General features: G+C 61.6%; 12 protein-coding genes and 1 riboswitch. All 12 genes read right to left on the bottom strand.

Going from position 1 to position 14,075, the window contains the following annotated elements; translation table 11 throughout:
- Positions 1–601 precede the first annotated feature (601 nt).
- On the bottom strand, positions 602–1,222 hold the full coding sequence (gene purN, locus ACFSR7_RS34605; protein WP_378169182.1) for a phosphoribosylglycinamide formyltransferase: 621 nt from the start codon (positions 1,220–1,222) through the stop codon (positions 602–604).
- Positions 1,219–2,265 (bottom strand): phosphoribosylformylglycinamidine cyclo-ligase, encoded by a 1,047-nt coding sequence (purM, locus tag ACFSR7_RS34600; protein ID WP_378169181.1) that lies wholly within the window; start codon positions 2,263–2,265, stop codon positions 1,219–1,221. Before purM ends, purN begins: the two co-directional genes overlap by 4 nt.
- A gap of 521 nt (positions 2,266–2,786) precedes the next feature.
- On the bottom strand, positions 2,787–4,424 hold the full coding sequence (gene purF, locus ACFSR7_RS34595) for an amidophosphoribosyltransferase (protein WP_378169180.1): 1,638 nt from the start codon (positions 4,422–4,424) through the stop codon (positions 2,787–2,789).
- On the bottom strand, positions 4,409–6,652 hold the full coding sequence (purL, locus tag ACFSR7_RS34590; RefSeq protein WP_378169179.1) for a phosphoribosylformylglycinamidine synthase subunit PurL: 2,244 nt from the start codon (positions 6,650–6,652) through the stop codon (positions 4,409–4,411). Before purL ends, purF begins: the two co-directional genes overlap by 16 nt.
- Positions 6,630–7,322 (bottom strand): phosphoribosylformylglycinamidine synthase subunit PurQ, encoded by a 693-nt coding sequence (gene purQ, locus ACFSR7_RS34585; RefSeq protein ID WP_378169178.1) that lies wholly within the window; start codon positions 7,320–7,322, stop codon positions 6,630–6,632. Before purQ ends, purL begins: the two co-directional genes overlap by 23 nt.
- Positions 7,323–7,328: 6 nt before the next feature.
- Positions 7,329–7,571 carry a phosphoribosylformylglycinamidine synthase subunit PurS gene (gene purS, locus ACFSR7_RS34580; RefSeq protein WP_277531880.1) on the bottom strand — a complete coding sequence of 81 codons (243 nt, stop codon included), beginning with the start codon at positions 7,569–7,571 and terminating at the stop codon, positions 7,329–7,331.
- A 490-nt stretch (positions 7,572–8,061) separates the two neighbouring features.
- Complete coding sequence (locus ACFSR7_RS34575; protein WP_378169177.1) at positions 8,062–8,985, bottom strand: phosphoribosylaminoimidazolesuccinocarboxamide synthase; 924 nt, start codon at positions 8,983–8,985, stop codon at positions 8,062–8,064.
- A gap of 32 nt (positions 8,986–9,017) precedes the next feature.
- Positions 9,018–10,313 (bottom strand): adenylosuccinate lyase, encoded by a 1,296-nt coding sequence (gene purB, locus ACFSR7_RS34570; protein ID WP_378169176.1) that lies wholly within the window; start codon positions 10,311–10,313, stop codon positions 9,018–9,020.
- 6 nt (positions 10,314–10,319) lie between these two features.
- Positions 10,320–11,645: a 5-(carboxyamino)imidazole ribonucleotide synthase gene (purK, locus tag ACFSR7_RS34565; RefSeq protein WP_378169175.1), complete on the bottom strand. Its 1,326-nt coding sequence runs from the start codon at positions 11,643–11,645 to the stop codon at positions 10,320–10,322.
- On the bottom strand, positions 11,642–12,127 hold the full coding sequence (gene purE / locus ACFSR7_RS34560) for a 5-(carboxyamino)imidazole ribonucleotide mutase (protein ID WP_378169174.1): 486 nt from the start codon (positions 12,125–12,127) through the stop codon (positions 11,642–11,644). Before purE ends, purK begins: the two co-directional genes overlap by 4 nt.
- 264 nt (positions 12,128–12,391) lie before the next feature.
- Positions 12,392–12,493, bottom strand: a riboswitch (purine riboswitch).
- Positions 12,494–12,736: 243 nt separating this feature from the next.
- Positions 12,737–13,303, bottom strand: coding sequence for a hypothetical protein (locus ACFSR7_RS34555; protein WP_378169173.1), 567 nt, complete (start codon positions 13,301–13,303; stop codon positions 12,737–12,739).
- A 228-nt stretch (positions 13,304–13,531) separates the two neighbouring features.
- Positions 13,532–14,050 carry a hypothetical protein gene (locus tag ACFSR7_RS34550; RefSeq protein WP_378169172.1) on the bottom strand — a complete coding sequence of 173 codons (519 nt, stop codon included), beginning with the start codon at positions 14,048–14,050 and terminating at the stop codon, positions 13,532–13,534.
- Positions 14,051–14,075 lie beyond the last annotated feature (25 nt).

Below are 14,075 nucleotides of genomic sequence, written 5' to 3'. Positions count from 1 at the left end.
GAACGGGATAAGCCCACCCCGGGGCAGTTGTGCGATAAATTGGGGGTGACGCTTGAGGCCGGCGAAAGACTAGCTCGTTTGTCGGAAAAATAAATAGGGATACCGCGCATCGTTAAATGGAGGATGAGGTGCGTTTCCGGTGTGACTAGCGGTATGACTAAGCGTTATTCGCAAAGTTAACGGCGCATTTCCCGGCAAATAGCGATGTGGTACATCGTTATTCGGCAGTGGCAGTGCGTTTCCGGGCAAATAGCGATGTGGTACATCGTTATTCGACGATAACGGCGCGTTTCCGGGCAAATAGCGATGTGGTAGATCGTTATTCGGCGGTGGCGGCGCGTTTCCGGGCAAATAGCGATGTGGTACATCGTTATTCGACGATAACGGCGCGTTTCCGGGCAAATAGCGATGTGGTACATCGTTATTCGGCGGTGGCGGCTCGTTTCCGGGCAAGTAGCGATGTGGTACATCGTTATTCGGCAGTGGCAGCGCGTTTCCGGGCAAATAGCGATGTGACGCAACGTTATTCGACGGTCGTGTCGCAGCTTCAAGCGAGCTTCGGGCGAACACCGATACAGCGTATTGTTATTCCTGGCACTGTCTATGCTTCTACCGTGACGATGCGCCCCTCCAGCGAGACTCGCCCCTCAGCAATCAGGCGGACCGTGCGCGGCAAGAGTTCGTGCTCAACCGCGTGGATACGCGATGCGAGCGTATCCGGCGTGTCGCCCGTTTCGATCGCAATGACTCGCTGCGCGATGATCGGACCGCTGTCGAGGCCGCCGTCTACGAAATGCACAGTTACGCCGGTGACTTTGACGCCGTAGTCGAGCGCCTGCTCGATCGCCCGTATGCCGGGAAACGAAGGCAGCAGCGACGGATGCACATTGATCATGCGACCCTCGTAGGCGCCGACCAGCACGTCCGTCAATATCCGCATATAACCGGCCAGCACGATCAAGCCAATCCCGCGAGCGGCCAACTCGGCCGCGATCACAGTCTCATATGCCTCGCGAGACGCATATTCCTTTGGCCTGAAGGCATACGTCTCGACGCCAAGCTCGCTGGCACGGGACATGACCTTGGCCTCCGGCTTGTCGCAGACGAGCAGCGCGATCTCGGCGGGGCCGAGCTCGCCGGCTTTGGCCGCTTCGGCCAGCGCCTGGAAGTTGCTCCCGCTGCCGGACGCGAATACGGCGATGCGGAGCTTGTCGCGGCTCATTCGAATTCGGCGCCTCCGAACGTCACGACGCGCGAGCCTTCGGTCACGCGACCGATGACATAAGCTTGCTCGCCGAGCTCGCTCGCCAGTGCGACAGCCTGCTCCGCTTGGTCCGCCGGCACGACCAGCACCATGCCTATGCCCATGTTAAACGTCGTATACATATCGCGGTCGCTAATCGCGCCATCGCGCTGCATAAGTCCGAACACCGGCTGCACCGGCCATGCGCCGAGGTCGATATCGACGTTGACGCCCTCCGGCAGCACGCGCGGAATATTCTCGATGAACCCGCCCCCGGTAATATGCGCCATTCCTTTTACTTGCACGCTTTCGATCAGCTTCAGTACCGACTTGACGTAGATGCGAGTAGGCTCAATGAGTACTTCGCCCAGCGTCTTGCCTTCGAGCTCGGGCAGCTTGTCCTCGAACTTGTAGCCTTTGGTGTCCAGCAGCAACCGGCGTACCAGCGAGAAGCCGTTCGAGTGAACGCCGCTCGAGCCAAGACCGATTACAGCGTCGCCAGCAGCGATGCCGCTGCCGTCAATCGCCTTCGGCTTATCCACGATGCCGACGGTGAAGCCTGCGATATCGTACTCGCCGTCCTGGTACATACCCGGCATTTCCGCAGTCTCTCCGCCGATCAGCGCGCAGCCCGCTTGCTCGCAGCCGTCCGCGACACCTTTGACGATCGCTTCGATTTTCTCGGGTACCAGCTTTCCGCAAGCCAGGTAATCAAGGAAAAACAGAGGCTCCGCCCCCGTCACGACCACGTCGTTCACGCACATCGCCACCGCGTCGATACCGATCGTGTCGTGCTTGTCCATCTCGAACGCCAGCTTCAGCTTCGTGCCGACGCCGTCCGTGCCGGAGACGAGCACCGGCTCCTCGTACTTGTCCTTGTTCAGGCCGAACAGACCGCCGAACCCGCCGAGTCCCGTCAGCACCTCCGGACGCATCGTGCGCTTCACGTGCTTTTTCATTCGTTCGACCGCTTCGTTGCCGGCGGCTATATCGACGCCAGCTTGTTTGTAAGCTTCGGACACTTGGGTTAAGCCCCCTTGGGTGTAATTGTAAAACCACATCGTTTTGCTATTGCCTTTTGGCTACCTCGGCGCGTTCACTTAGCGGAATTAACTTCCGCTATTCGCACCGCTACCACCTCGGCACGGGCACTTAGCGGATCTAACTTCCGCTATTCGCGCCACTACCACCTCGGCACGGGCACTTAGCGGAATTAACTTCCGCTATTCGCGCCACTACCACCTCGGCACGGGCACTTAGCGGAATTAACTTCCGCTATTCGCACCACTACCACCTCGGCGCGTTCACTTAGCGGAACTAACTTCCGCTATTCGCACCACTACCACCTCGGCGCAGGCACTTAGCGGAAATTAACTTCTGCTATTCGCGCCACTACCACCTCGCCGCAGACTCTTAGCGGCATCAAATGCAAATGCCGCTATCCGCTTCACAGCCACCTCGGCGCACGCACATAGCGGCACCAAGTGCCGCTATGTCGCGCTCCCGCCATGCGATGCACAACGTCGCTTCGCCCCCAAGCTGTTTAGTCGCAGCTGCAGCTCGTCGCCTTGGCGTCCTCGAACTCCACCGGCGTCGGGTAGTCGTTGGTGAAGCAGCCGAGGCACAGGCCCCGGTCGTACTCGCTCTCCGCCCCGCCTACCGCTTCGAGCAGGCCCGGCTTGCTGAGGAAATACAGCGAGTCCGCGTTGATCGCCTGGCGGATCTCCTCGACCGTCTTGCTCGACGCGATGAGATCGCGGCGATCCGGCGTATCGATGCCGTAGTAGCAAGGATTCGCGAAAGGCGGTGACGTGATGCGCACGTGCACCTCGAGCGCGCCCGCCTCGCGAAGCAGGTTGACGATGCGCAGCGAGGTGGTGCCCCGCACGATCGAATCGTCGATCATGACGACGCGCTTTCCCTGCACGACCTTGCGGACGGCGGACAGCTTCATCTTGACGCCCTTCTCGCGCAGCTCCTGGGAAGGCTGAATGAAGGTGCGTCCGGTATATTTGTTTTTGATAAGGCCAAGCTCATAAGGAATGCCCGTCTGCTCCGCGTAGCCGATCGCGGCCGAGATGCTCGAGTCCGGAACGCCCGTCACGATGTCGGCGTCGACGAACGACTCCAGCGCGAGCTGCTGGCCCATGCGCTTGCGGGCGCTGTGCAGGTTGATCGTGCCGATGTCGCTGTCGGGGCGCGCGAAGTAAATGTACTCCATTGCGCACACGGAGCGCCGTTGCAGCACCGCGTAGCGTTCCTCGCGGACACCGTGCCGATCCAGCACGATGATCTCGCCAGGCTCCACGTCGCGAACGTACTCGGCGCCGATGACCTCGAACGAGCAGGACTCGGAGGCGAAAATGTAGGCGTCGCCGAGCCGGCCCATCACCATCGGACGCAGTCCGTTCGGATCGCAAGCTGCGATCAGCACGTCCTTGGTCATGATCAAGAACGCGAAGCCCCCGATCAGACGCGAAAACGCGTCCTTGACCGCATCGACCAGATCCTTGGACGAGCGCGCGATCATGTGCGCGATGACTTCGGTGTCGCTCGTCGTCTGGAAGATCGAGCCCGATTCCTCCAGCTCGCGCCGGATGATCGGCTCATTGACGAGGTTGCCGTTGGTGCAAACGGCCAGGTCGCCGCCCCTGTACTTAAAAACGAGCGGCTGTGCGTTGGCTAGCCGGCTCGCGCCGGCCGTCGAGTAGCGGACGTGGCCGATCGCGTTGGCGCCGACGAGCGAATCCAGCCGATCGCGGTCGAACACTTCCTTCACCAGGCCCATGCCGCGGTGATAGTGGAAGTCGCCGCCGAGATTCGACGTGCAGATGCCGCAGCTCTCTTCGCCGCGGTGCTGCAGCGCGTGCAAGCCGTAGTAAGACAGCTCCGCCGCGTCCTTGTGGCCGAACACGCCGAACACGCCGCATTCTTCCTTCAGCTTGTCCATCATGCCCGAGGCCTGATCGTTGCCCTGATTATAATAATCCCCGGTCCAGAAACGCGCCTCGGCGGCCGGCAGCCCTTCCGTCTGCGAAGACGGCAGCTCGCCGGTCCGACCGCTCATGTCGTAAGGCAGGATGCTCGCGGCCGGACCGTGCGGCAACATGTCTGCCGAGGCGCTTGCTCCCTCGGCGACAGGCAGCGCACGGCCCGCTCCGGCGTTTATTTCATCCGGCATGGGATCGCTTCCTTCCATTCTGTGCGGAATTCGTTCACGGGTGCCTGAATTGCCGTATGTCCATTGACCGCGATGACCAGCTCTTCCCCGCCTACGACGCCGAGCTTCTGTGCCGGCACGCCTTGCTCGGCGAGCAAAGCTTCAAGCGCAGCAGCGGATTCCGGCTTGGCCGACAGCAGAATGCGCGATTGCGATTCGCTGAACAGCGCCAGGTCCGGACGCAGATTGGTCGTGAAGTCGACCTTCGCGCCGAGACCGCGTCCGAACGTGGACTCCGCAACAGCCGCAGCCAGTCCGCCTTCGGACAGGTCATGCGCCGAAGCGACGAGGCCTTGGCGGATCGCGCCGAGCACGGCGCCGTGCAGCGCTTTTTCCACAGCCAGGTCGATGACCGGCGGGCGGCCTTCGGTCAGTCCGTGTACCGCGTACTGGAACTCGCTGCCGCCGATCTCTGCTTTCGTCTCGCCGAGCAGGTAGATGACGTCGCCTTCGGCTTTGAACTCTTGCGTCGTGATATGGTCGATGTCCGTGATCAGACCGACCATGCCGACGACCGGCGTTGGGTAGATCGCACCCTTGGCGTTCTCGTTATACAGCGACACGTTGCCGCCGATGACCGGCGTCTCGAGGAAGCGGCAGGCTTCGGCCATGCCGTCCACCGACTTTTCCATTTGCCAGAACACTTCCGGCTTCTCCGGCGAACCGAAGTTGAGGTTGTCCGTGATCGCGAGCGGCTCGCCGCCCGAGCAGACGATGTTGCGAGCCGCTTCGGCGACCGCGATGCGTCCGCCGACCTCGGGATCGAGGTATACATAGCGGCCGTTGCAGTCCGTCGTCATCGCAAGCGCCTTGCGCGTGCCGCGGATCGCAACGACTGCGGCATCCGAGCCCGGCACGACGGCGGTCGACGTGCGGACCTGGTAGTCGTACTGGCTATAAACCCATTCCTTGCTCGCGAGCGAAGGAGAGCCGAGCACCTTTTTGAGCGAATCCGTCAGATCGAGCATTTGCTCGTAGCGGTTCGTATCGATGGAGCCATTTTTCAGATAATAATCCGGCACCTTGGAAGGCTTGTTGTACACCGGGCAGTCGTCGACGAGCGCCTTAACAGGCATGTCGGCAACCTCTTCGCCCTTGTGGAACAAGCGGAGACGGCCGTCGTCCGTCACCTTGCCGACCTTGGCGCAGTGCAGGCCCCAGCGCTCGAAGATCGCCTTGGCCTGTGCCTCATGATGCGGTTCGGTGACGAAGAGCATGCGCTCCTGCGACTCGGACAGCATCATCTCGTACGCGGTCATGCCTTCTTCGCGCTGCGGCACCTCGTCGAGGTACAGCTCCATGCCGTTGCCGGCCTTGGACGCCATCTCGGCGCTCGAGCAGGTGAGGCCGGCTGCGCCCATGTCCTGGATGCCGAGCACGATGCCGGAGTCGATCAGCTCGAGCGTCGCTTCCATGACGAGCTTCTCCATGAACGGATCGCCGACCTGGACGGCCGAGCGCTTGGCTTCGGACTCGGCGGTCAGATCCTCGGACGCGAACGTCGCGCCGTGGATGCCGTCGCGGCCGGTAGCCGGGCCGACGTAGAATACCGGATTGCCGACGCCCTTGGCGACGCCGCGCTGGATCTTGTCGTGGTCGATGAGGCCGACGCACATCGCGTTGACGAGCGGGTTGCCCTCATAGGCTTCGTCGAACATGACCTCGCCCGCGACGGTCGGGATGCCGATGCAGTTGCCGTAGCCGGCGATGCCGCTGACGACGTGCTCGAACAGGTACTTGACGCGGTCGCTCTCGAGCTTGCCGAAGCGCAGCGAGTTGAGCAGCGCGATCGGGCGCGAACCCATCGAGAAGATGTCGCGGATGATGCCGCCGACGCCGGTCGCGGCGCCTTGGTACGGCTCGACCGCGGACGGGTGGTTGTGCGACTCGATCTTGAAGACGACGGCTTGCTTGTCGCCGATGTCGACGATGCCGGCGCCTTCGCCCGGTCCCATCAGGACGCGCGGGCCGGTCGTCGGGAAGCGGCGGAGCAGCGGCTTGGAGTTCTTGTACGCGCAGTGCTCGGACCACATGACGCTGAATACGCCGATCTCGGTGTAGTTCGGCTGGCGTCCGAGGAAACCGCAGATGAGTTCGAATTCGGAATCGGAGACGCCGAATTGCTTGTAGATTTTCTGCTCGGCGATCTGCTGGACCGTCGGTTCTTTAGCGGGTGCTTGCTGCGCCATTGCGTTCCCTCCAAGCGTTCAGTACTGACGTAAACATTTTCGCGCCGTCCGCCGAGCCGAGCAGCTCGCTGACCGCGCGCTCCGGGTGCGGCATCATGCCGACGACGTTGCCCGCTTCGTTCGAGATGCCGGCGATGCCCGCGACCGACCCGTTCGGGTTGACGCCGTCGTAGGTGAAGACGATCTGGCCGTTCGCCTTGAGGCTCGCCAGCGTCTCTTCGTCGCAGTAGTAGTTGCCTTCGCCGTGCGCGATCGGAATCGTCACGACCTCGCCCTGCTCATAGTCGCGGGTGAACGCGGTGTTCGCGTTTTCGACCCTCAGCCCCACCGGGTGGCAGCGGAACTTGAGGCTGTCGTTGCGGATGAGCGCGCCGGGCAGCAGACCCGCCTCGGTGAGCACCTGGAAGCCGTTGCACACGCCGAGCACGAACTTGCCTTCGGCCGCGGCCTTGCGCACTTCGTTCATGACCGGAGCGAGCTGGGCGATCGCGCCGCAGCGCAGGTAGTCGCCGTAGGAGAAGCCGCCCGGCACGAGAATGCCGTCATAGGCGGACAGGTCGGTAGCGGTGTGCCAGACGTAGTCGACATCCTCGCCCAGGACGTCGACGACCGCGTTGTACATGTCCAGGTCGCAGTTGGAGCCCGGGAATACGATGACCGCGAATTTCATGAGGTCTCAGCCCTCCAGTTCGAATCGGTAGTCTTCGATGACGGTGTTGGCGAGCAGCTTTTCGCACATGGCCTTCACGCGCTCTTCGGCAACGGCGCGGTCGGTCGTGTCGAGCGTGAGCTCCAGATACTTGCCGATGCGGACCTTCGCGACTTCGTCGAAGCCGAGCGTTTGCAGCGAGCCTTGAACGGCGTTGCCTTGCGGGTCGAGCACGTTTTCCTTGATCGTGACATATACCGTTGCTTTCATGGGACGGGTCTCCTCCTGGATGGGGACATGGGTTATGGGCTGTATGGTCGAAAGTAAAGCGTCGGCGGCAAAGGATCGGCGAGCTGCGGACGGGACTGCGGACGAAAGGGCGACGATGGCGCCAACCTTTCCGCTTCAGCCCGCTTCGCGGCGAAGAATAACTGCAAATATGCAGGAATTCGCATTGCCAAGCCCACCCCGGAGCGAAATAACTTCATATATACAGTTATTTCAGCTTTAGCAGCGCCTATTGCCTAAATTACTCGAAAATAAATGTATTTTTGCAGCTATTCTGCTCCATCATCTCGGCTCACGAAAAATAGATGTATTTTTGCAGCTATTTGCGACGTTGGAGAGACGGCGATTTGCTGACGATGACGACTGAAATGCTGCTGCTATGGCGCCGGTCACGATCATGATCAACGAGCTGCTTGCTTACGAGGGCGGCCGCAATGCTGCTGCGATGATGCCCGCCGCGAACCTCGAGCCGCTAGTACTTGATCGGCTGAAACGCAGTAAAGCCGTAGCTCGTCGGCTCCGTCAGCCGGCGGTAGATCTCCTGGTAGCGCGCCGTAGTCGCGTCTACGACATCGTCCGGCAGACGCGGCGGCGTGCTGTCGCGGTCCCAGTCCGTGCCGAGCAGGTACGTGCGAACCGGCTCCTTGTCCATGCTGTCGATCTCGATATCGAGCTCGTACTTCTCTTCGGCCCAGAAGCGTGAGGAATCCGGCGTGAACAGTTCGTCGATCAGGATGATCTCGTCGCCCAGCAGACCGAACTCGAATTTGCAGTCCGCGAGAATAATGCTCTTGTGCTCGCATACCGCGAGCGCATAATCGTACAGCAGGAGGCTGCGCTTGCGAAGGCCGGCGGCCAGCTCCGAGCCGATGCGGCGCTCCATCTCCTCGTAGGAGATGTCCTCGTCGTGACCGACATCGTTTTTGCCCGCGGGGGTGAAGATCGGCTCCTCCAGCTTGGCGTTCTTGTGCAGGCCGGCAGGAAGCGGGATGCCGTTGACTTCGCCGTTCTTCTGGTACTGTCGCCAGCCGCCGCCCGTGATGTAGCCGCGCACGACGCATTCGATGTCGATCCGCTTCGCCTTTTTTGTGACCATGATCCGTCCAGCCAGCTTGTCCGGCTCGGAGACGAGATCGCCCAGCTTGCGGACGTCCGTATGGACGACGTGGTTCGGGACGAGATCCTTGGTCTTCTCGAACCAGAAGGCGCTAAGGCCGTTCAGCACCTTGCCCTTCTCGGGAACGGCGGGGTCGAGTACGTAGTCGAACGCCGAGATCCGGTCGGTGACCACGATGAGCAGATGCTCGCCGAGGTCGTACAGCTCCCTGACCTTGCCCTTGTGGATGAGCGGCGCCTTGACGAGCCCTTCCGCGGTAGATAACGCTTCTGTAGACATGTCAGCCTCCTGCATTCTTTATATAGAAGAGATTATTCCAGACCGAGCCGCTTGAAAATCGTATCGACGTGCTTCAGGTGCCACGAAGGGTTGAACGCGTCCTCGATCTCTTCCGCGCCCAGCGCGTCGGTGATCTCTTTCGTCTCGGAGACGATGGACTTGAAGTCCCGCTGCTCTTCCCAGGCTTGCATCGCGCGCGGCTGCACGGTGTCGTACGCCTGCTCGCGGGAGAAGCCTTTGTCGATCAGCTTCGTCATGATGCGGCCCGAGAACGGCACGTTGTAGGTGCTGCGCATGTTGCGCTTCATGTTCTCGGGGAAAACCTGCAGGTTTTTCACGATGTTGCCGAAGCGGTTGAGCATGTAGTTCAGCAGCATCGTCGCGTCCGGCAGGATGATGCGCTCGGCGGAGGAGTGGGAAATATCGCGTTCGTGCCACAGCGCCACGTTCTCATAGGCGGTGATCATGTGGCCGCGGATGACGCGGGAGAGGCCGCTGATGTTCTCGCAGCCGATCGGATTGCGCTTGTGCGGCATCGCCGACGAGCCCTTCTGGCCTTTGGCGAACGGTTCCTCGACTTCGCGGAACTCGCTCTTCTGCAGCGCGCGGATCTCGGTCGCGAACTTGTCGAGCGAAGAGCCGATAAGCGCCAGCGTCGCCATATATTCAGCGTGACGGTCGCGCTGCAGCGTCTGGGTGGAGATCGGCGCCGCGCTGATGCCCAGCTTGTCGCACACGTACTGCTCGACGAACGGATCGAGGTTGGCGTAGGTGCCTACCGCGCCGGACATTTTGCCGTACTGGACTTCGTCCGCCGCTCTGCGGAAACGCTCCAGGTTGCGCTTCATCTCTTCGTGCCACAGCGCGAGCTTCAGGCCGAACGTCGTCGGCTCGGCGTGCACGCCGTGCGTGCGGCCCATCATCGGGGTCGACTTGTATTGAATCGCCTGGTCGCGAAGAATGGCGATGAAGTTCACGAGGTCGCGCTCGAGAATCTCGTTGGCTTGCTTAAGCACGTAGCCAAGGGCGGTGTCGACGACATCCGTCGACGTCATGCCGTAATGCACCCACTTGCGCTCCTCGCCAAGGCTCTCGGAGACGGCGCGCGTGAACGCGATGACGTCGTGGCGGGTCTCCAGCTCGATCTCGTTGATCCGGTCGATGTCGAACTTGGCGTTCTGGCGCAGCAGCACGGTGTCCGCCTTCGGGATATGGCCGAGCTCCGCCCAAGCCTCGCAAGCGCACAGCTCGACTTCGAGCCATGCTTTGAATTTGTTTTCTTCTGTCCAGATAGCCCGCATCTCGGGGCGGCTGTAACGTTCGATCATGATGGATTAGACCCTCCAAATGGTTGATTCGTTGATCCAGGCGAGCGCTGCTGCGGTATCCGCGGCCAGCACGTTGACGTGGCCCATCTTGCGTCCGGTCTTGGCCTCGGCCTTGCCGTACAGGTGAATCTTCGGCGCGACGCCAAGCCTGTCGGCTTCCGGATCGCGCGCCTGCACCCAATCCAGCAGCGGCTCGACGTGCTCGCCAAGGATATTGCCCATCACGACGGGCGACAATAGCGAGGTGTCGCCGAGCGGCAGGTCGCAGATCGCGCGGATATGCTGCTCGAACTGGGACGTGCGGCACGCCTCCATCGTATAGTGCCCGGAATTGTGCGGCCGCGGCGCCAGCTCGTTGACGAACAGCGTGCCGTCCTTCGCGACGAACATCTCGACCGCGATCAGGCCGACGGCGCCGAGCGTCTCCGCAATCGATACCGCAAGGCGCTCCGCCTCGGCGATGACGGCGTCCGGCACCCGCGCGGGCACGATGGACAAATGCAATATATTGCGAACGTGTATATTCTCGGCAGGGGGGAACGTTCGGATCTCTCCGGACGGCCTGCGCGCGGCGATGACCGAGATCTCCCGCTCGAAGTCGATGAACTTCTCGAGCACGAGCTCGGTGCCGGCGCGGCTCGCCTCGTCCCAGGCGGGAGCGAGCTCGTCCGTGCCGCGCAGCACCCATTGGCCCTTGCCGTCGTAGCCGCCGGTCGCCGTCTTCAGCACGGCGGGCAGCCCGAGACGCTCGGCCGCCTCCTGCAGATCGGCGAAGCTCGCGATCTCGGCGTAAGGCGCGACCCGCGCCCCCGCCGCCTCAATGGCGCGCTTCTCGCGCAGCCGATGCTGCGTCGTATGCAGCAGGGCGCTGCCCTGCGGCACATAAGATTCCGCCTCCAGCATCGCCGCGACGTCCGCGTCCACGTTCTCGAACTCGTACGTGATGACGTCGCTGCGCCGCGCCAGCTCGCGCGCCGCGTCGCGGTCGGCGTAGCCGGCCACGATCTGATCGGCCGTCTGGCCGCAAGGCGCGTCGGGCGTCGGATCAAGCGCCACGAAGCGGTAGCCCATCCGGCTGCCCGCGTGCGCGAGCATCCGGCCCAACTGCCCGCCGCCCAGGACGCCGATCGTGGCGCCGGGCAGGATCGGCCGGGCGGCCGGCTTCGTGCCAACTACGGTCGCCTGGCCGTCCTGCGCCGCTCCGCCTTGCACGGCGGCACCGCCCTGTGCCGCTCCGTCCTGCGTGCCGCCGACCGGCCCGCAGCCGTCTGCGCCGCAAGCCTCGCCTTCGCCGCTCAGCAGTCCTTCAAGCTCGCGATTCAGCCCGCTCATGGCAGCACCGCGTTGTCCAGCACGTCCTGCGTGGTTCGCTCGCGCCGCGCGGCGACGCGCGCCTGCACGTCCTCGTCGAATGCGCCGACGATCTGCGCCGCCAGCAGGCCGGCGTTCGTGGCGCCGGCCGCGCCGATCGCGACCGTCGCGACCGGGATGCCCCCCGGCATCTGCACGATCGACAGCAACGAATCCAGCCCGTTCAGGGCGGCGGACTTCACGGGCACGCCGATGACGGGCAGGACGGTCTTCGCGGCGACCATGCCGGGCAGATGAGCCGCGCCGCCGGCTCCGGCCACGATGACCTTGAGCCCGCGATCCGCAGCGGATGCCGCATATTCGAACATCAGATCCGGCGTACGATGCGCCGATACGACTTTTTTCTCATAGGGGACGTTCAGTTCGTCCAGCACCTCGCACGCCTTCTTCATCGTCTCCCAATCGGACGTGCTGCCCATGATGACCCCGACGATTGCCGACATGGTTCCACCCTTTCCCCCGTTAGCTTTTCCTCATTGTCATTATTGCACAAATTCCGTCGCAACTTGTCCGGCCCGCGAATCCGTCCGCGCGCTGCGGCGATCCCCAGGCACGGGTCCGGTTAAAAGCGCAAAAAAGGGCGACTTCAGGCCGCTGTCGGCCCTCCGTCTAACCCCGTCTCTCTCCCTATATTCCCGGCTTCGCTCCCAGGCGCTGCAAAGGCGCAACGCGTTCCTTCCCGCGAGGGATCGTCCCGCATTCCGCCTATCGTCCGTCCGAGAGCTCGTAGTCCGGAAATTTAAGGTCTCCGGGTAGAGACGATCGGGCCTTATTCCCGATAATATACGAGCGATTCCGATTCTGTTTGCCGGTTTTTAGTTTAACCCAAACCTTACATCTCTGTCAAACGAAAAGGCGAACGCTAGCGATTGCTGAAAAAACGAATGTTCGGATTTTGGTCATACAATTCCGAGGCCGGAGGTTAGATTAAGAAATTTTCAGTAAATTTAATATTATGGAGGTTAAACAAAAGCAGGCTCCCGCTTGCGCCGCCCTTCATGCAAAAGGATGCCTCCGGCCCCAAGGCCTTCGACACCCCTTGTATCTTGCGATTAACGAACCTTCCGCCTATTCGCCCGCCGCGACGCCAGCCCGCGAACCCATCGCTCCAGCTCGTCGAGCGGCAGCTTGTACAGCGCCAGCATCCCGTTAACGGTCCGTGACGCTTCCGGTAAAGAGGCGATTCGTCGCAGCAGCCACCCTTCGCGTGTGTCCGACGACGACGGTACCCAGAACTGGATGTACCGGACCTCTGCATAGCCTTCGCGGATATCGTCTACAAGCTGGCTTGCCGCGGCGAGAAGCACATCCGGCGTCCGCCGCTTCGCTTCCATATAGAACACTTCAAGCTGACAATTCTCCCTGTCCTCGTATTCGCCCGGTCCGGTACCGTATGCGAAGCCGAAGGCGCCAACATTTTCGTAGGTATCCTCGCAATGAATCAGCATCGCCCTGCCGAGCACGAGCGGACTCGCCAGGAAGCTGAGCTTGGTTGCAAATGAATAAGGGAGATGAAGACTGGCGTGACTCGATATTAAATAACGGAGGTAGGAGGCGTGGTCCATCTCCAGCTCGCAGCGCCTGAATATGCAGTTCGCATGGATGATCGCCCTGCCCACCGTTTTTTACCTCCCGGGTCTTCTTTCATAAGTGTGCAGCGGAGCTGCTCCGCCTGATTTCTCGCGGAGCAGCCCAGCTTCTTACTGCTGCGGCTTTGCGCGAAGATTGTCGTTCGCGATGACGATTTTGCCGAAACCGCTGCCCTTCGTCGGCTGATCCATCGTTGGGGGAACCGGGAACACACTCTCGACCTCCTTCGACAAAAATTGGATATATATCCATTTCAACTATACACGATTCCATTTGCACAGCATAGACAAAATGTGCTCGATATCGCTTGCGTAAAGCGTCTCTTCGCCCAGAACGCCATCACGCACGCCGTAAGGCCGGACGAACTTCGCGTACAACCGGTTCAAGTATTTGTTGTCGGATTGCGCGGTTAACCGGACTTCCCGCACCTCGGGATGCCGCTCGGCGATCGCTCGGATCGTAAAGCCGAAACCGTCCAAAAATACGCGGGTTCCCCGATGCGAGCGGACCGCGAGCGCCAGGTCGATCAACGCGATATCTTTGTCGTTGAATGCTTCCTCTCTCGTCCCATGGTAGTAAGCGCCCAACCCCACCACCGTATCTCCGCCTTCTCTCACCAACACGATGGATCCTTCGGTGATGTACTGATAGGCGAGCGTAACCGTATCGAGCACCGAAAACGAAGGATGCACGTCGCGCATATGGTCGAGCAGAAACAGGCTGGCTTGCGCATAATCGTCGTCCGTCTCGCATACTGCGCATTGTAGCGCCGTCATTGTAACCTCTCCTCTCGCGGCCCGC

Source organism: Cohnella sp. GCM10020058 (genome assembly GCF_042683485.1).
Classification (GTDB): domain Bacteria; phylum Bacillota; class Bacilli; order Paenibacillales; family Paenibacillaceae; genus Cohnella.
This window is presented reverse-complemented; position numbering and strand designations above follow the sequence as displayed.